We start from the raw sequence: 17,286 nt of genomic DNA on the forward strand, positions 1-17,286 counted from the left end.
TTCCGTCCCCCTTTCACCGCCCTTGCCAAGACAGCGCGGCTTGGTGCTATATGATGATATGCGCCAAATCATATTCGACACCGAAACCACTGGCCTCGACCCGAAAAGCGGTGACCGGATGGTGGAAATCGGCTGCATCGAAATGGTCAACCGGGTTGCGACCGGTGCGACCTATCATTGCTATTACAATCCCGAACGCGACATGCCTGCCGGGGCCGAGGCGGTCCACGGACTGTCGGCGGTGTTCCTGTCGGACAAGCCCTTCTTCCGTGACAAGGCGGCGGAACTGATCGATTTCATCGGCGATTCGCCGCTGGTCGCGCATAATGCCGGGTTCGATTTCGGTTTCCTCAATGCGGAACTCGGCCTGTGCAACCAGCCGGCGATCTGCCTCACCCGGATGATCGATACGGTGGCGATCGCGAAAAAACGCCATCCGGGCGCAAAGCTCTCGCTCGATGCGCTCTGCTCGCGCTACGGCATCGATCGCAGCCACCGGGTGAAGCATGGCGCATTGCTCGACGCGGAATTGCTGGCGCAGGTCTATGTCGAACTGACTGGCGGGCGGCAGATCGGGCTGGAACTCGCGGCTGCGAGCTCGGCCGGGCTGCACTCCGCAGGCGCTCGCGGCGATAATGCACCGGCACCGCTCCACCGTGAGAGCGGCCGCCCTTCCCGCCCTCGCCGCGAACCGCGCCCGCATCTGGCCAGCGCGGCGGAACTTGCGCGTCACGAAGCGTTTATAAGTCAGATGGACTCACCCCTCTGGGGTGCCTGAACAGCCAGGCCGAAAACACTGGGTCGCATCGTACCGAAGGAGCCTAGATTATGGATATTCGCGTTTCGGGTCACCAGATGGAAACCGGCGCTGCGCTGCAGGATCACGCCTCGGACCGACTGAACGCGATGGTCGACAAATATTTTCGTGGCGGTCTGTCTTCCCACGCCACTTTCGGCAAGGGGCCGCAAGGAGCATTTACCTGCGATATCGTCATGCATGTGCGGCAGGGACTGACGGTAAAAAGCCGCGGCGAGGCGCATGAGGCGCATCAGGCGTTCGAACAGGCGGCAGGCAAGCTGGACAAGCAATTGCGCCGTTACAAGCGGCGGCTGAAGGATCGCCACGAACAGGCGGACCACGCCATGCAGATGGAAGATGCGGCCTATACCGTTTTCGCTCCTTTCTCCGAATCGCAGCATGACGATGCGGATGGCGCCGATGACGGCGGCCATGATGCAGAGGGTGATGCCCCGCTGATCGTCGCGGAAACGCGGGTCGACATTCCCGAAACCAGCGTGGCGGACGCCGTCATGATGCTCGATCTGCGGGACACCGGCGCGCTCTTGTTCAAGAATGCGGGTAGCGGCCGGCACAATATGGTCTATCGGCGCGAGGACGGGTCGATCGGCTGGGTCGAACCGCAATGATTGCTGCGCTGGCGGTAGAATAGCCAACCGTCGGGATAGAGCCGGCGCCGCGTTGATTTCGGCGGATGCGATCGCCCTGCGAAAGGCGCGCATCCGCGTCATGCCCGATAGTGCCTGAAGCGAGACGATGACCGCGATTTTCAGACTTGTGCCCGAAGCGGTCGAAAGCGCCGCTGCAGATGAGAAGGCGGTCGTGTTGCAGCGGCTGGCGGGGCAATTTGCGGCGGCCTACGATCTGGATCAGGCAGAGATCCTGAACGATCTGCTGGCGAGGGAAGCGCTTGGCAGCACCGGCTTCGGGCGCGGCGTCGCCATTCCCCATGCCCATTCGGATGCGGTCAGCCGCCCCACGGCGGCGCTGCTGCGCCTGGAGCAGCCTGTCGATTTCGCGGCGGCGGACGGGTTGCCGGTCGATCTCGTCATCGGCCTGCTCTCTCCGAAAAATGCGGGCGTGGCGCATCTCCACGCGCTTGCCGCGATCTCTCGCCTAGTCCGCAGCGATGCCACACATCGCGCCATGGTGGAAGCGCCCGACGCCGAAGCCCTTTACGCCCTTATCGCCAATGCGACCGACCGCGATGCCGCCTGAACCGATCCCCGACGGCGCTTCGTCGCATTACCGGGCGCTCGAACGGCTGTATAATGCAGCGCCGGTCAACACGCTGTTTCCGTCAGAGCTGCATATTCCGGGCGAGGGGCGGTCGCGCCTGGTGTTTTCCGTTTCGGAGAATGTCTATCATGCAGCGGGCGCGGCGCATGGCACCATCTATTTCAAGATGCTGGACGATGCGGCATTCTATGCGGCCAACACGCTGGTGACGGACAGGTTTCTTCTTACCACCAGTTTCAATCTGCATTTCACGAAGCCGGTGCGCGGGGGAAAGGTCGTGGCCGAAGGGCGCTGGGTCAGCGGGCGCAAACGGGTGCTGGTCGCTGAATCGCGGCTCACCGATGAAGATGGCGATGAGATCGGGCGCGGTACGGGCACCTTCATGCGGTCGCGAATCGCATTGTCGGGCCTCGATGGCTATGCGCGATAAATGTCCGGTTCGACGGATTCGCGCCTGCCTGCCCACCTGGAAATCGCCGGTCTGATCCGCTCGGTCAGTGCCGCCGGTGGATTCGCAACGGTGATTGCCAAGGGCGAAAGAGACGCTGGCACTATCCTGATCTTAACCATGGATTCGCCGCAAACCGGCCGTTTGTGGGAACGCATGCCATCGCCGGACGGCCAGCGACCGTACCGGGTCGCAAGATGCCAAGAGACTGATAATAAACAGGAATTTGACGAATATCTGCGCCGCAGAAGGCAGCAGGACCGCGATTGCTGGATCATTGAACTGGATGTCCCGAACCCGGAACGCTTCATCGCAGGCGCGCCCGGTTAACTTGACTTAGTATCCAATGAGACTAATTCGGCGCCACTTCCTACGGCGTAGGCGGCACGGGCGGCAATGGGGTCACCGGGTCAGCGCGCAGACGGGGAGTGGCCGGCAGGCCCGAAGAACCAGTTACAGATTTGCACCAAGCAAACGGTTCCCGCCTGTGTCAGTCCGCTCACCGCCGTAAGTTACGGAAAACATGAGCCATACTTCGCGTATCAAGACTGCTCGCAAAAAGACTTTCAGTGCAACCGTCGCAGCCGCCGCTGCCACTTTAACCCTTACGTTTTTCGCTGCCAATGGTTCCGGTGCCTTCGCGCAAGATGCCGAAAAGACCGTGCAGCTCCAGCTTCCCGAGACCGAACTCACGGTAGAACGCGTTCCCGTCGCCGCCCCGGTCTTCATCTCCGAAGAGATCGTCCAGCCCGTTTCCGAAGCGACGGAACAGGACGCTGAACCCGAAGCCACTTCCGCCAATATCGATGCGGGTTCCCTGCATGAACTGGTGAGCGAAATGCCGCGCCAGAGCGAATTGTCGCCGGAGATGGAATGCCTCGCCGGTGCCGTCTATTTCGAAGCACGCGGCGAACCGCTCGACGGCCAGCTTGCCGTGGCGCAGGTCATCATCAATCGTGCGGAAGACCGGGCCTTTCCCTCCAGCTATTGCGGCGTGGTCTACCAGCGGTCGCAATTCTCTTTCGTGAAGGGTGGCAAGATGCCGAGCATCAAACGGTCATCCAGCGCCTGGAACAAGGCCAAGGCCATCGCCATGATCGCGCATGAAGGCACCTGGGACAGCCCGGCCGACGATTCGCTGTATTTCCACGCGAAATATGTGAAGCCGAGCTGGAGCCGCAGCAAGATCGCGCGCGCCACGATCGATACGCATATTTTCTATCGTTGAATGCGGCAGCCCCATGCGCTGTGCGAAAGTCAGTCCTTGTCCGCCAGCCTGACCCACACCGGCGCATGATCGCTGGCCTTTTCGCGCCCGCGATGCGCCTTGTCTACGCCGGCGGCCTCCAGCCGGTCCGCCAGTTCGGGGGACAGCAGCAGATGATCGATGCGGAACCCGTGATCGCGCGGCCAGGCGCCGGCCTGATAGTCCCAGAAGGTCCAGACACCGCCGCGCTGGTTCAGCGTATCGATGGCGTCGGTCCACCCATCGGCGAGCAGGCGGGCATAGGCATCGCGAGAGGCGGGTTGCATTAGCGCATCATCCGCCAGAGCGGCGGGTGACCAGATGTCCTTGTCCTGCGGCACGACGTTGTAATCGCCCACCACGGCGCATGGGATCTCCATCGCCCACAATTCGCGCATCCGCGCCTGCAGCCGTTCCATCCAGCGCAGCTTGTAAGTGAATTTCGGCCCCGGCTGCGGGTTGCCGTTGGGCAGATAGATGCAGGCGACGCGTACGCCGTTCACCTCGGCCTCCAGATAACGGGAGTGGTCATCCTCCGGATCGCCCGGCAGCCCACGCTGCGTTTCCTGAGGGGTCACCCCATCGGCCAGGATCGCCACGCCGTTGAAGCTTTTCTGCCCGTACCAGATGGCGTGATAGCCGATCTTTGCGAATTCCTCGGCCGGGAAGTTTTCATCCGGACTCTTGATTTCCTGCAGGCAGGCGACCGTCGGGCGGGTTTCCTCCAGCCATTCGAGCAGCCGTGGCAGGCGCGCTTTCACGCCGTTGATGTTGAAACTGGCGATCTTCATGCCCGCGATGCCTATGGAAGCGGGCAGGGTTTGACCAGCGCTATCGACCGATTCGCCGGTCGGATGAGGGGCCGCCGATCAGATTCCGAAGCTGGAGCCGCAGCCGCAGCCTGCCGCCGCCATCGGGTTTTCCACCCGGAACGCCGCGCCGCCCAGCGATTCGACGTAATCCACCACCGCTCCGGCCACCAGATCGTGGCTGACGGGATCGACCACCAGCCGCACACCGTCCCGCTCGCTGACGGAATCATCGGCATCGGCATCGTCGGCCAGCGCGAATTTATACTGGAATCCCGAACAGCCGCCGCCTTCGACCGACAGGCGCAGGATAGCAGGTTTCGCCTGTTTCTCGGCGATCAGGGCCACGCGCTGTGCGGCGGCGGGGGACAGGGTCAGGGGATCGGCCATGGTGCCGATATAGGATGCGGCGCCGCGGTCCTCAAGCGGTGAGCCATTCTGCCGGTCAGGCCGTCTGGATATAGGTGCGAAGATCCTGCGCTTCCGCCTCGACAACATCCATCCGCGATTTGACCAGATCGCCGATCGAGACGAAGCCGCACATACGGCCGCTGTCGCATACGGGCAGATGGCGGATGCGGCGGCGGGTCATCAGGGCCATGGCTTCATCCGTAGTGGTCGAGGGTTCCACCGTGATGGGCGGCGATGTCATCACTTCGCACACCCTGCGGTCGAGGCAGGGCGCCCCTTCGTCGGCGAGGCGGTAGAGAACGTCGCGTTCGGAAAAGATCCCTGCGACACGGCCATGTTCCATGACCGGGACCGCGCCGATCCGCTTGCCGGCCAGCAAGGCGACGACATCGCGCACCGGCGTGTTCACGTCGCAGCGGATGATAGCGGCCGGATCGCGGCCCCTGAGCAATCTGTTGATGTCCATTTCCCGGTCTCCTCCAGCATCGGCAGGTGCAGAATGCCATGCCTCTCGCCAAACGCCAAATCGTGCCGCGCCGCGCCGGTGCGCCAGCCTGTGGGACTTGCATCGGGCGGGGGAGGGGTTCATCACGGTCCCGTGACCCGCAAGAGCCCCCTTGAAGATGCAGCGCATGCCGGTTTCGCCTGGGCGCGGTTCAAGCGCCTGATGCGCTTCATGGTGGCGGTGACCGCGGCGACCGTCGTCATTTCTCTCGGCATCCTCTATGCCTATAATGGTTTCGTCTCGGTCCATTTCTACATCGCCGCCGGGCTGGGCATCGGCCTTGCCATGCTGCTGATGTCGGCGCTGATGGGGCTGGTCTTCCTGTCGAGCGGTACCGGCCATGACGAAACCGTGGACGATCGGCTCAGCGACAGCGACGGCTGGAAAGACCGGGACCGATAGGGTTCAATCGTCCGCCGGTCCGGTGGCGCCCTGCGGATGAAGGCGGAATTCCTCGACCGGCTGTCCGCCGATAAGATGCTGCTGGATGATCTGCTCCAGCGCTATCTCGTCGCAATGATGATACCAAACATTGTCCGGCCACACGACGGCGATCGGCCCCGCCGTGCAGATCTGCAGGCAATCGGCCTTGGTTCGCTGGACCCCTCCCGTGACGCCTCCTTCGCCCGCTCTGAGCGGACCGACGAGGCCGAGCTGCTTCATCCGCTTCTTCAAATATTTCCAGGCCCGCTCGCCTTCTTCGCGGCTGCAGCATTTCTGCTTTGTCGGCAGCGCGCAGAGGAAGATGTGGCGCCGTATGGCACCGCCGCCCAGCTTGGCGAGACAGCGTTGCGCATCGGCAAGCTCCTTGCCGCAGGAACGCGCGTCACCATCCTGCATTTTCAGACTCGATCTCGGGCGTGTCACTCATCCGGCTTCAGCCAGCGATCGAGCCAGGCAAACACCGTATTGTGCCATTGCAGCGAATTTGCGGGTTTCAGCACCCAGTGGTTTTCATCGGGAAAGACGAGCAGTTCGCCTTCCACGCCGCGCCTTTGCAGCGCGGTAAAGGCCGCCAGCCCCTGCGTATAAGGAATGCGGAAGTCCTGCTCGCCCGCGATGACCAGCATCGGTGTCTGCCAGTTCTGCACGTAATTGGCAGGGTTCCATCTTTCGTAGATTGCGGGGTCTTCGTAATAAGCGCGCGGGCCCACGTCGCCGCCATGCTCCCATTCGATGAACCACAGTTCCTCGGTTTCGTAATACATCGCCCGCAAGTCGAAGACGCCGTCATGCTGGACCAGGCAGTCGAAGCGTTCGGGCCATTGCCCCTGTATCCAGTTCATCATGTAGCCGCCGTAGGAAGCACCCATGGCGCAGGCGCGAGAACCGTCGATCTGGCTGTCGGTGGCCAGCGCGGCCGCCAGCCCCAGCTGGAGATCGACGAGAGGCTTGCCGCCCCAGTCGCGATTGATGCTGTCGGTGAAGGCCTGCCCGTACCCGGTCGATCCATGGAAATCGACGGAGACCACCGCATAGCCCTGACTTGCCAGAACGCGCGGGTTCCAGCGGGTGGACCAGCCATCGTTGAACGACCCCTGCGGCCCGCCGTGAACGTAGAGGATCACCGGCAGGCGCGCCGCGGCGCTTGTCTCGGGCTTGTGGATCTGGCCCCAGACCGTGTCGCCATCGGCTCCGGCGAAACTGAACCGCCTCGTGCTGACCGCCGCCTGCTGCCCGACGATGCTGGTGGCGATATCGGTGACCGGTTCGGCCTGACCCCAGCCTTCGGACAGGAACAGTTCCGCCGGCGCGCCGACCGAATCGCGGGTGAACAGCAGGCGGTCGCCGGGAAGCGGCATGACATTACCAATATGCGCTTCGTTGCCGGCCATCAGGTCCAGCCTTTCGACCGCGCCGCTGCGCGGGTCGATGCGGAAGGCGGGCGTGTCGAGCGTGTCTTGCGCCGTGGCCACGATCCAGCGCGAATCGGGCGTCCAGGCAAGCGATCCGAAGCTGCGGTCGAAGCCATCGGTCAAGGCGCGGGTCTGTCCGGTCCGCAGGTCGCGAAGATGGACCACCAGGCGGTCCGCTTCGTAACCGGGACGCGCCATGGCGGTATAGGCCAGCCATTTACCGTCCGGGCTGGGGGCGGGCAGCGTATCGGTGGCTTCGTTCTGCGCGGTAAGATTGACCGGCGCGCCGCCGGACAGGTCGGAATAATAGATGTCGATATTGGTGCTGCGCGGTTCCACCGCATCGGCCTGCCGGGCAGCGAAGAACAGGCTCGATCCATCGGCGGCGAAAGCGACTTCCTCCGTCCCGCCGAACGGCTTGGTCGGCGTGTCGCCGATCAGGACCGCCGTTCCCGGCGCGGCCCGAGAAGCAGAAGGTGCCGGTCCGTCTGCGGCGATTCCGTTGCCAACTGTCCGCCCGTTCACCAGATCATAGGCGAAGACCCGGCCATGGACGCCCGGGGTTTCCCACGCGTCCCAGTGCCGGACGAAGCCAACGCTGGAATCGTAAAGGCGTCCGCTGCCGGGGCCGGGCAGATGGGTAGCGCCGGATGTCTCGCATGCGAAACTGGCGCATTCGCGGGCAAAATCGCCCAATAGCGCGATGCGCGAACCATCGGGCGAGAGGATGAAACCCCCGACATCGCCCACCGCATCGGTGACGAGCGCCAGGTCCGAAAGGGTGCCGCTGACAGATAGCCTGCCGCGCCAGACCTGCTGCACCGCTTCGTCATCGTCTCCGCCAGCCCCTGATGCGGAACTGCCGGGGGCAAGAAAATACAGCCAGCCGTCCTGTCCGAAAACCGGGGAGGAGGCGCCTTTCGGCAGCGCCAGATCGACCGGAGCAGCGCCGATATCGACCAGCGACTTGACCTTGAAGGCGGTGCTTCGTTCGAAGCTTTGCGGATCGGTCGTCGTCACCGCATAGATCGCCAGCCGGCCATCGGGCGATGGGGCGACGCCGCCGAGGCGCGGCAGGGTGACGAGATCCTGCGCCGTCATGGCGGGCCTGTCCTGCTGCGAGGCAGGGCCGGTCTGCTGCGCGAAGGCGGGAGCGGTGACCGCACAGGCGGCCAGAACGATGGGAGCGAGCCCGTGCGATTTCTTCATGTGCCGGGGAATAGAGCGGGATGCGGCTCCGGCAAAGTTTTTTTGCGCGAAGGTTTCTTGCTGGGCTGCCGCTCTCAGGAGCGTTTGCCGGCGATGCGCGCGATCTCTGCCTGCACCATCCGTTCCACCATCGGCGGCAGATTGTCGTCGAGCCACTGAGCCAGCATCGGCCGGAGCAGTTCGCGCGTCAGCCCCTCCAGCGAAGTTTCGCCGCTCCGCACGATCTGCGGGGCGGCACCGGGCTGCGCCAGCATGGCAAGGGCGGCGAAATTGTCGCGCATCGACGCGCTGCCGCCGGCATTGATCAGGGGTTCGTCGCTATCGTTGGCTGAGTCGCTGTCGTCCGCACGGTTTGCGGCAAAGGCATCATCTTCGGCTGACGGACCGAAGGCTTCCGCATCCTCATCGACGAGATCGGCCTCGACCAGATCGAGGATCTCCTCCGCTTCCTCCGCATCGGCTGGTTCGACATCGGGGGTAGCGGAGCGTTCTGGCGTGTTGCGCGCAATACCTGCCCGTTCGCGCCGGTTGCGGATTTCAGCGGCGTCGGCGCGGTTGTCGCGGGCGATGACCTTCTTGATCGATTCCAGGATTTCCTCGACCGAAGCGTCGCCATTATGCTGCATTTGCCCGTTCCCCATTCCAGCCTGTCGCCCCGATGTTCCAGCAGCGCCTGTCAGTAGATGGCGTCGGCCGGTTCCGATTCGGCGGGAATTTCCGCGTCCGGCGCCGGTATGTCAACGGTTCGTGTCGACTGGGTAACCGGATCGGGCTGCCGGTCCCAATCCCACCAGCTGTTGCGCGCGCGTTCGTAATTCACCAGCGGATCATAGAGCACGCCTGCATCGTCGAGCCCGAGATCGCGGGCCTCGGCCAGACCCATCGCGGCCAGCAGGCTGAACCCTGCGACATAGGCGTTGCGCCGTGCCGTCACCAGTTCCACCCGCGCGGTCAGCAGTTCGCGCTCGGCATCGAGGATGTCGAGCACGGTGCGATTGCCGACGGTGTTTTCCGCCCGCACGCCTTCCAGGCTGAGATCGGCCGAACTGACCGCCACCTGGGATGATTCGACGATGGCGAGCGCCGCCTGCCAGCTGGCGAAGGCCGACCGCACCTGCGCGATCACGTCGCGTTCCACCAGGATCACCTGCTCCAGCGCCGCACTGGCCAGCGCCTGTGCCTGCCGCTCCCGCGCGGCGGGCAGCCCGCCCTGATACAGCGGAAGCGAAAACTGGATCCCGGCCTGCGCGGATGTGGCGACCTGCGGAATGCCTACCGGTGCGCCGATGCCCGGGTCGCCCAGGGTGCCGAGGTAATTCGTGTAATCGCCGCCGGCAAAAACCGACACGCGTGGCAGGCGGCCTGCGCCTGCCACGTCGATGTCGTAACCTGCCGCCCTCGCCCGTACTTCGGCGGCGATCAGGTCGGGATTGCTGTCCAGCGCGGTCTCCACCGCCCGGGCGACACTGTCGGGCAGATTGGGCAGCGGCGGCGGCGGCTGGAGATTGGTGGGCGCTTCGCCGACGAGCTGGATATAGGTTTCCCGCGCGGCGATCAGATTCGAGCGGCTCGACCGCAGATCGCCTTCGGCAAGCGCAAGCCGCGCCTGCGACTGGGCGACATCGGTGCGGGTAAGATCGCCGATTTCGAAGCGGTCGCTGGTCGCCTGCAGATTGACGCCGAGAATATCGACCTGGTTCGCGGCCAGCCCGACCAGTGCTTCTGCCCGGATCACATCCATATAGGCTGCAACGACCTGCGTGAAGATCGCGCTTTCGGTGCCGCGAAGGTCAGCCAGACCGGCATCGACACGGGTTTCGGCGGCCCGGATGCTGTTCTTGATCGCGCCGCCCGAATAGATCGGAACGCCAAGGTCGATGCCTGCGCCGATCGAGCGTTCCGGCGCGGTGAAGCTGGTGGAATTCTGCTTCAGGAATTCGATATACTGCCCGGTCGCGCTCACGTCGGGGCGGCTGGCGGCTTTTTCGATGGCGACGTTTTCATCCGTCACCCGCTGCTGCGCACGGGCGCCTTCCAGCGTCGGGTTGGTCAGATAGGCCTGCAACAATGCTTCGCGCAGCGTATCGGCCGATGCGGACGTCGGCAGGGCAGCAGCTGCGCCGAGCAGGGCAAGGCGCCAGGATGTCCTTCCGGTCCGGCCCGAGGGCACACCATCCAGCCGCACACCCCCCGATGCGTCGCGCTGCATTCTCAGAAGCTCCATTCCCTGGCGACGTCGAACTGCGGCAAATGAGGAATGCCCATTTCTGCAAGCGGCAGCAGCGCGACATGGCCCGCGACCTTGCGCCCGATGGCGAGGCGGGTCACGCCGTCCCTGACGAGGCCGGTGACGACCCGGCCATTGTCCCCGACCTGCGCGATCAGGGCGTCGGGGAGCTTTTCCACCGCGCCGTCCACCAGCAGCAGATCATATTCGCCCCCGGCCCCTGCATCGGCACCCGTTTGCGCGAGCGCGGCGGCTTCGTCGGCCGAAATGGTCTCGAGCGATCCGACCAGCGTGGCGACCAGATCGGGCAGGTAATGGCTGCCGCCGTCCACCACCAGCGTCCGGTCGCCAAGGCGCGGTTTCGCTTCTTCCAGCATCGTTCCATGGAACAGCGCGGGAGCAAGGAAGCGCCCGCCGCCCAGTGGCACGGCCCTGTCCACATAAGCGAATCCGCGGGCATGGTCCGGCACGTAATCCTCGCGCGGCAGCGTGCCCATGCGGTCAAGCACGAAAGGTGCGTTCACCCCGCTGGTGCGCAACTGGCTGTCGATCATGGCGCGCCGGGCGGCGCCGAAGTCCATCTGGGTCATAGGATTAGCCGTATTATAGCAACAACACACTTGGTCAACATCCATAGGCGTGAAGACCGTGGCTTCCAAGCGCTTTGACGCTAGAGGCTCCTTCGGACTATGGGGCTTCCCCTTCGACCGGCAGGAGCGAGCATTCGATGAACGGCATGACCAGCAGCACCATCATCCGCGAGGACGACCTGATCGACAGTGTCGCCGACGCGCTGCAGTTCATATCCTATTATCACCCCATGGATTACATCCGCGCGCTTGGCGATGCATACAAGGCCGAGCAGGGCCCCGCGGCCAAGGACGCGATCGCGCAGATCCTGACCAACAGCCGGATGTGCGCCGAAGGGCACCGGCCGATCTGCCAGGACACCGGGATCGTCAACGTGTTCGTCAGGTGGGGGCAGGATTGCCGCTTGGATTCACGCCGCAGCTTGCAGGACGTGGTCGATGACGGGGTCCGCCGCGCCTATAATTTCGCCGAGAACAAGCTGCGCGCCTCGATCCTGGCCGACCCGGCCTTCACCCGCCGCAACACCCGCGACAACACGCCCTGCGTGCTCAGCGTCGAGATGGTGCCGGGCAACCGGGTCGACATCGACGTGGCGGCCAAGGGCGGCGGCAGCGAGAACAAGTCGAAATTCAAGATGATGAACCCGTCCGACAATATCGTCGACTGGGTGGTCGCGCAGATCCCGTCGATGGGCGCGGGCTGGTGCCCGCCCGGCATGCTCGGCATCGGCATCGGCGGCACGGCGGAACATTGCATGAAGCTGGCCAAGAAATCGCTGATGGAGCCGATCGACATGGCCCAGCTGAAGGCGCGCGGGCCATCGAACGATATCGAGAAGCTGCGGATCGAGATTTTCGATGCGGTGAATGCGCAGGGCATCGGGGCGCAGGGGCTGGGCGGACTGTCCACCGTGCTCGACGTCAAGATCCTCGACTGGCCCTGCCATGCCGCGGGGAAGCCGGTCGCCATGATCCCTAATTGCGCCGCGACACGCCACGCCCATTTCACGCTGGACGGTTCGGGACCGAGCTATCTGGAAAAGCCGGACCTCGATAATTGGCCCGATGTGAACTGGCAGCCCGATGCTGCGGCCAAGCGAGTCGATCTCGACAATCTGACGCCGCAAGAGGTGCAGGGGTGGCAGAATGGCGATCGCCTGCTGCTGTCGGGCAAGATGCTCACCGGGCGTGATGCAGCACACAAGCGTATCCGCGACATGGTGGCGGCAGGCGAGGAACTGCCGGTCGATTTCCGGGGCCGCGCCATCTATTATGTCGGGCCTGTCGATCCGGTGATGGGCGAGATCGTCGGCCCCGCCGGCCCCACGACCGCGACGCGGATGGACCAGTTTACCGAAACCATGCTCGATCTGGGGTTGCTCGCCATGATCGGCAAGGCGGAACGCGGGGCCGACGCTGTCGAGGTAATCAGCCGGTTCAAGGTCGCCTATCTCATGGCGACGGGCGGGGCGGCCTATCTGGTCAGCCGGGCGATCAAGGAAGCGAAAGTCGTCGCTTTCGAGGATCTGGGCATGGAAGCGATCTATGAATTCACGGTTGAGAACATGCCGGTGACCGTCGCCGTCGACAGCGCGGGCAACAATGTCCACACGCTCGCCCCGGCCTATTGGCGCGAACGCATCGCCAGCGAAGGCCTGCTGGCAGGCTGAACCTGTTCGACCAACGGGCCAGCCGCGTCGATGACGGGGCTGGCGCAGGGTGCCGCTACCTGTAGGGTCGGGCCATCATGCATGCTCCACGCCCCGCCTTGCTTTACGAAGAGGCTGCTCCGGACTCCGAAGCGCGGGTTCCGCTGGTCCATGTGCTCGCCAGCGTCTTCGGATTGTGGTTGTGCTATTTTGTCATCACGACACTTCGCGGGGCGATCATCGGCCTCGATCTGCAGGGCGAACTGCTCGCCGCGCGGGTGCTGGTCTGCGCGGCCGGCATGGTCGTGACGCTGGTTCTGTGGATCGTCCTGCGCGCCTTCGATACCCGGTCGCTGTTCATCAAGATCGTCGCGGCACTGGTGATGGCGGTTCCGGCCGCCGTCCTGATCGCGCAGACCAACCAGATGGCCTTTGCCGAACTGGAGGCGCGCCTGATCGCCAAGATGGGAGCCGAACAGGGGGTCCGCATCTACCGTGACCAGACCGGCAACCTTCTTGCCGAAATTCCCTACCTTCCTGAAAGAGGCACCTCGCAGAATAGCGATTTGTCCGCCCGCACCATCACTCTGGCCCCGGCGGACGGCAGGCTGGACAATTGGCGCCAGCTGACGGACGTGGCGCTGGGCCGCTATTTTCTGCTGCTGGCCTGGGCGGCGCTGTATTACGCGCTGCTGGCAGGTGCGCAGGCGCGCATGGCGGAACGGCGCGAGGGCAGGTTCCGCCGGGCGGCCAAGGCTGCCGAATTGCGGTCGCTGCGCTATCAGGTGAATCCGCATTTCCTGTTCAACACGCTGAATTCCCTGTCCGCGCTGGTAATGACGGGCCGCTCCGACCGGGCGGAAGCGATGATCCAGGCCGTCTCGCGCTTCTATCGGCATTCGCTGACTGACGAGCCGACGATGGACGTCGCGCTGGCGGAGGAATTCGACCTGCAGCGGCAATATCTGGAGATCGAGGCGGTGCGCTTCCCCGACAGGCTGCGCGCGGTTTTCGATCTGCCCAGCGAACTTGCGGCGGCACCCGTTCCCGGCATGATCCTGCAACCGCTGGTGGAAAATTCGGTCAGATATGCCGTTGCGCCGGATCGCCGGCCGGTGACGATCACCGTTTCCGCACGGCGCGAGGCCGAGGTGCTGCGGATCGCGGTGCGCGACGATGGTGAAGGCGGGGGCGGGAAGGGCCGCGAAGGCTTCGGCATCGGCCTCGCCAATGTGCGCGACCGGTTGCAGGCCCGTTTCGGAGATGCCGCCTCGCTGCAATCGCGATCGCTGGAAGGCGGCGGCTATCTGACCGAACTTTTTCTGCCGCTGACACTCGATGGAGGGGCGATGCATGGCCGCAAGGGATGAAGGGCAGCGGCTGCGGACGCTCATCGTCGACGATGAGCCGCTGGCGGTGGAACGGCTGCGGATCATCTGCGAGAGGATCGGCGGTATCGATATCGTCGGCGACGCCGCAGATGGGGCGGAGGCGCTGGATCGCATGGTGGAATTCGCGCCCGATCTGGTGCTGCTCGACATGACGATGCCGCAGCTCGGCGGGCTGGATGTCGCTCGCCATCTGGCAGGCGAAAAGCGCAAGCAAACGGGCGCGCAGGTGCCCGCCGCACCCCCGCCCGCGATCGTCTTCGTTACCGCGCATGACCGATTCGCCGTCGAGGCCTTCGACCTCGATGCCGTGGATTACGTGTTGAAACCGGTCTCGGCCGAACGGCTGGAACGTGCCGTCGCCCGCACGATCGCGCGCCGGTCGGAAATGCCGCGCGGGGCGGCGCAGGATGAAAGCGGCGAAAGCTGGCTGCAGGAATTATGGGTGCCGAATCGCAGCGAACTGCTGCGAATAGATATCGCGCAAGTCGCCCGCATCGATGCCGAACGCGATTACGTGCGCCTGCATGTCGGCACGACCAGCTACCTGCTGCTGAAGACGATCGCGGGGCTGGAGGAACGACTGAACCCGCGGGACTTCATCCGGATCCATCGTTCCACCATCCTGCGGCGGGACACGATCCGCGGCCTGCGCCATGACGGGCTGGGTGTCTGGAGCGTGGAACTGGACAATGGCGACGATCTGCGGATCGGCCGGACCTATCTGCCCGGCGTCAAGGCGATGGCGGGCCGCTGATCGCATTACCTTTGCAAAAACGGGACCAAGCCGCAAGAATGGCGGACATGGAACTGCTGCTGCCTTTCATTCTGGGCATCGTGAACTTCGCGCTGCAGAAGGCGGTGACCGAAAGCGGGCACCCCGCACTTGACCGGATGCCCCGCCTTGCCCGCCATCGCAGCGGCAAGATCATGCTGGCCGTCGAATATGCCATTCTGGTCGGGGTCATGCTGGCAGCCGAGGACGGCTGGGGCGGTGCGGTCTGGGGCTATGCCATCTATACGGCGATGAACGGTCTTGCTGCCTGGTCTATCGTGACGAAGCGAATGTGAGCCGGACTGCGATACCCTGCCGATGCGGCGGGAACCTTGCAGCCGCCTTGTTCGCTGTTCCGATATGACCACAAGACGCACCTGGCTGATCGTGAACAAGGCGAGCGGCAGCCATGACGATGCGCTGATCGGGCAGATACGCAACCGGCTTGCCGCAATGGAGATGACGCCGGAACGCGTTCTGGACTGTTCGAACGACGATCTGCCCAATGCTGCCGCCGCCGCGGCCGCAGGGCTGACCCATTTGGTCATTCACGGCGGCGATGGAACGCTGAACGGTGCGATCACCCGGCTGGAGGCCGCAGACGGCGCGCCCGGATGGGACGGGGCGATCCTCGCCCTGCCAGGCGGCACCGCCAATCTTCTGTGCCACCGGCTATACCCGCAATGCGATCCGCTGGCGATCCTGCATTCACTGGATGCAGGCGAACTCGCGCCGATGCGGCTCGACTGCGTCAGGGGCCGGAATGTTACGGCATTGGCGGAACTGGTCGCCGGGCCGGGTGCGCGCTGGGCCGATGTGCGCGAGGAGATGCGCGAGCATAATCTGGGCGAGGTTCTGTCGAAATCCATCGATGCCGCCGAACGCAGTGCCGCCGGCCCCTGGGTACAGGTGACGGAGCCTTCCATGGGGCGCGAAGACGGCTATCCCGGCGTCCGGCTGGTTCCGGGCGGCGGCGGCCTGAAGGTGGAAGGCTATGGTGCCGAAGGGATCGGCGAATATCTGCAGCAGGGCCTGGCCATATTGAAACGGGATTTCCGCGACGGCCCGCATGACGATCTTGGCCCCGTCGCTTCCGTCACGCTCAGATCGATTGGCGGGAAACCGCTGCCGCTGATGACCGATGGCGAGCGGTCGACTGGCGCGCCGGAGGAATCGTTTTCGCTTGCACGGCTGCGGGTCGATCTGCTTGGGCCGCGCAATGGCTGACGATACACTGCTGTTTCACCTGAGCGACATCCATTTCGGGCTCGAGAGCAATGTCGCACTCGACTGGGTCAAGGGCGAGATCGCCGAACGCAGGCCCGACGCGGTCCTGATCACCGGCGATCTGACGATGCGGGCGCGGCACCGGGAATTCGCCGCCGCGCGCGAATGGATCACGACATTGGATGTGCCGGTCACCGTCGAGGTGGGCAATCACGACATGCCCTATTTCAACGTGATCGAACGCTTCTTCGATCCCTACAAGAGGTTCGAGGGGATGGAGGCCGTCGTCGAACGCGCGCTCGACCTGCCGGGCATTGCCGTGGTTCCGCTCAAGACCGCGGTGCGCGCGCAGCCGCGCTTCAACTGGTCGAAAGGCTGGGTGACCAGCGGCGCGCTGAAAAAGGCGCTGGCGGCGATCGATGCCCTTCCCGAGGGCAAGCAGGCGCTGGTGACCGTGCACCACCCGCTGGTGGAAGTCGGCACGCAGGGGACTGCGCTAACCAAGCACGGCCAGAAGGCGCTGACCGAACTGGCGAAGCGCGATGTGCTGGCCGTGCTGTCCGGCCATGTGCACGATGCCTTCGACCTGGTTCAGGAGACGATCCATGGTCCGGTGCGGATGATCGGCGCCGGCACCCTGTCGAAACGGGTCAGGTCCACGCCGCAGAGTTTCAACGAATTGCGCATCGACGCATCCGGGCTGCATGTCGAGGTTCGCAACATGGAAAACATCGCCAATGACGCGATGCGGATTCTCGATGTGCCCGAAGACGCGACTCCGCCGCGCCGTCCGGGCGAGCCGGTCGCGCCTGCCGGACGTGTGCCGCGCACCGATCCGCCGGTTCACTGACCGCAGCACAGATTGGGTGACATGAAAAAAGGGCGGCCCGCGAAGGCCGCCCTTTTTT

General features: G+C 64.3%; 21 protein-coding genes. 13 read left to right on the forward strand and 8 right to left on the reverse strand.

Annotated elements, in window-relative coordinates; translation table 11 throughout:
- The first annotated feature begins 58 nt into the window (after window positions 1-58).
- The 6 genes from dnaQ to HG250_RS00305 all read left to right on the forward strand — a co-directional run bounded on the left by dnaQ (window position 59) and on the right by HG250_RS00305 (window position 3,714).
- Entirely contained in the window at window positions 59-778 is a 720-nt protein-coding gene (gene dnaQ / locus HG250_RS00280; RefSeq protein WP_170001675.1) for a DNA polymerase III subunit epsilon, read from the forward strand.
- A 50-nt stretch (window positions 779-828) separates the two neighbouring features.
- Window positions 829-1,428: a ribosome hibernation-promoting factor, HPF/YfiA family gene (gene hpf / locus HG250_RS00285; RefSeq protein ID WP_170001677.1), complete on the forward strand. Its 600-nt coding sequence runs from the start codon at window positions 829-831 to the stop codon at window positions 1,426-1,428.
- A gap of 127 nt (window positions 1,429-1,555) precedes the next feature.
- On the forward strand, window positions 1,556-2,017 hold the full coding sequence (locus HG250_RS00290; RefSeq protein ID WP_170001679.1) for a PTS sugar transporter subunit IIA: 462 nt from the start codon (window positions 1,556-1,558) through the stop codon (window positions 2,015-2,017).
- Window positions 2,007-2,468, forward strand: a complete 462-nt coding sequence (locus HG250_RS00295; RefSeq protein ID WP_170001681.1) for a PaaI family thioesterase — start codon at window positions 2,007-2,009, stop codon at window positions 2,466-2,468. The genes HG250_RS00290 and HG250_RS00295 overlap by 11 nt, the downstream gene beginning before the upstream one ends.
- Window positions 2,469-2,816 (forward strand): DUF1491 family protein, encoded by a 348-nt coding sequence (locus tag HG250_RS00300; protein WP_170001683.1) that lies wholly within the window; start codon window positions 2,469-2,471, stop codon window positions 2,814-2,816.
- A gap of 193 nt (window positions 2,817-3,009) precedes the next feature.
- Window positions 3,010-3,714 (forward strand): cell wall hydrolase, encoded by a 705-nt coding sequence (locus HG250_RS00305; protein WP_170001685.1) that lies wholly within the window; start codon window positions 3,010-3,012, stop codon window positions 3,712-3,714.
- 29 nt (window positions 3,715-3,743) lie between these two features.
- On the opposite strand, the gene xth is transcribed toward HG250_RS00305, so the two are convergent.
- From xth to HG250_RS00320, 3 genes are all read right to left on the reverse strand, one after another.
- Window positions 3,744-4,523 (reverse strand): exodeoxyribonuclease III, encoded by a 780-nt coding sequence (xth, locus tag HG250_RS00310; protein WP_170001687.1) that lies wholly within the window; start codon window positions 4,521-4,523, stop codon window positions 3,744-3,746.
- A 78-nt stretch (window positions 4,524-4,601) separates the two neighbouring features.
- The gene (gene erpA, locus HG250_RS00315) at window positions 4,602-4,931 is read right to left on the reverse strand and encodes an iron-sulfur cluster insertion protein ErpA (RefSeq protein WP_170001689.1); all 330 of its coding nucleotides are present in this window, start codon (window positions 4,929-4,931) and stop codon (window positions 4,602-4,604) included.
- 55 nt (window positions 4,932-4,986) lie between these two features.
- Window positions 4,987-5,418, reverse strand: coding sequence for a CBS domain-containing protein (locus HG250_RS00320; RefSeq protein WP_170001691.1), 432 nt, complete (start codon window positions 5,416-5,418; stop codon window positions 4,987-4,989).
- A 132-nt stretch (window positions 5,419-5,550) separates the two neighbouring features.
- On the opposite strand from HG250_RS00320, the gene HG250_RS00325 reads away from it, so the two are divergent.
- The gene (locus HG250_RS00325; RefSeq protein ID WP_170001693.1) at window positions 5,551-5,859 is read left to right on the forward strand and encodes a hypothetical protein; all 309 of its coding nucleotides are present in this window, start codon (window positions 5,551-5,553) and stop codon (window positions 5,857-5,859) included.
- Between the two features lie 3 nt (window positions 5,860-5,862).
- Here HG250_RS00325 and HG250_RS00330 read toward each other — a convergent pair whose 3' ends face one another.
- From HG250_RS00330 to HG250_RS00350, 5 genes are all read right to left on the reverse strand, one after another.
- Window positions 5,863-6,297 carry a (2Fe-2S) ferredoxin domain-containing protein gene (locus tag HG250_RS00330; protein ID WP_170001774.1) on the reverse strand — a complete coding sequence of 145 codons (435 nt, stop codon included), beginning with the start codon at window positions 6,295-6,297 and terminating at the stop codon, window positions 5,863-5,865.
- Window positions 6,298-6,320: 23 nt separating this feature from the next.
- Window positions 6,321-8,522, reverse strand: a complete 2,202-nt coding sequence (locus HG250_RS00335) for a S9 family peptidase (RefSeq protein WP_170001695.1) — start codon at window positions 8,520-8,522, stop codon at window positions 6,321-6,323.
- A 74-nt stretch (window positions 8,523-8,596) separates the two neighbouring features.
- Window positions 8,597-9,148 carry a DUF2497 domain-containing protein gene (locus tag HG250_RS00340; protein ID WP_170001697.1) on the reverse strand — a complete coding sequence of 184 codons (552 nt, stop codon included), beginning with the start codon at window positions 9,146-9,148 and terminating at the stop codon, window positions 8,597-8,599.
- Window positions 9,149-9,198: 50 nt separating this feature from the next.
- Complete coding sequence (locus tag HG250_RS00345; protein ID WP_170001699.1) at window positions 9,199-10,731, reverse strand: TolC family outer membrane protein; 1,533 nt, start codon at window positions 10,729-10,731, stop codon at window positions 9,199-9,201.
- Window positions 10,732-10,733: 2 nt separating this feature from the next.
- Window positions 10,734-11,339, reverse strand: coding sequence for a protein-L-isoaspartate O-methyltransferase family protein (locus HG250_RS00350; protein ID WP_240956815.1), 606 nt, complete (start codon window positions 11,337-11,339; stop codon window positions 10,734-10,736).
- A 146-nt stretch (window positions 11,340-11,485) separates the two neighbouring features.
- On the opposite strand from HG250_RS00350, the gene HG250_RS00355 reads away from it, so the two are divergent.
- The 6 genes from HG250_RS00355 to HG250_RS00380 all read left to right on the forward strand — a co-directional run bounded on the left by HG250_RS00355 (window position 11,486) and on the right by HG250_RS00380 (window position 17,228).
- Window positions 11,486-13,009, forward strand: a complete 1,524-nt coding sequence (locus HG250_RS00355) for a fumarate hydratase (RefSeq protein ID WP_170001778.1) — start codon at window positions 11,486-11,488, stop codon at window positions 13,007-13,009.
- 77 nt (window positions 13,010-13,086) lie between these two features.
- Complete coding sequence (locus tag HG250_RS00360) at window positions 13,087-14,358, forward strand: sensor histidine kinase (RefSeq protein ID WP_170001701.1); 1,272 nt, start codon at window positions 13,087-13,089, stop codon at window positions 14,356-14,358.
- A complete protein-coding gene (locus HG250_RS00365; protein WP_170001703.1) occupies window positions 14,342-15,133 on the forward strand; it encodes a LytR/AlgR family response regulator transcription factor in 792 nt (263 codons plus the stop codon). The genes HG250_RS00360 and HG250_RS00365 overlap by 17 nt, the downstream gene beginning before the upstream one ends.
- A 38-nt stretch (window positions 15,134-15,171) precedes the next feature.
- Entirely contained in the window at window positions 15,172-15,447 is a 276-nt protein-coding gene (locus HG250_RS00370; protein ID WP_170001705.1) for a hypothetical protein, read from the forward strand.
- Window positions 15,448-15,511: 64 nt separating this feature from the next.
- Window positions 15,512-16,378: a diacylglycerol kinase family protein gene (locus HG250_RS00375; RefSeq protein ID WP_170001707.1), complete on the forward strand. Its 867-nt coding sequence runs from the start codon at window positions 15,512-15,514 to the stop codon at window positions 16,376-16,378.
- The gene (locus HG250_RS00380; protein WP_170001709.1) at window positions 16,371-17,228 is read left to right on the forward strand and encodes a metallophosphoesterase family protein; all 858 of its coding nucleotides are present in this window, start codon (window positions 16,371-16,373) and stop codon (window positions 17,226-17,228) included. The genes HG250_RS00375 and HG250_RS00380 overlap by 8 nt, the downstream gene beginning before the upstream one ends.
- The last annotated feature ends 58 nt before the right edge of the window (window positions 17,229-17,286 follow it).

The organism is Pseudopontixanthobacter vadosimaris (assembly GCF_012979275.1).
Classification (GTDB): domain Bacteria; phylum Pseudomonadota; class Alphaproteobacteria; order Sphingomonadales; family Sphingomonadaceae; genus Pseudopontixanthobacter; species Pseudopontixanthobacter vadosimaris.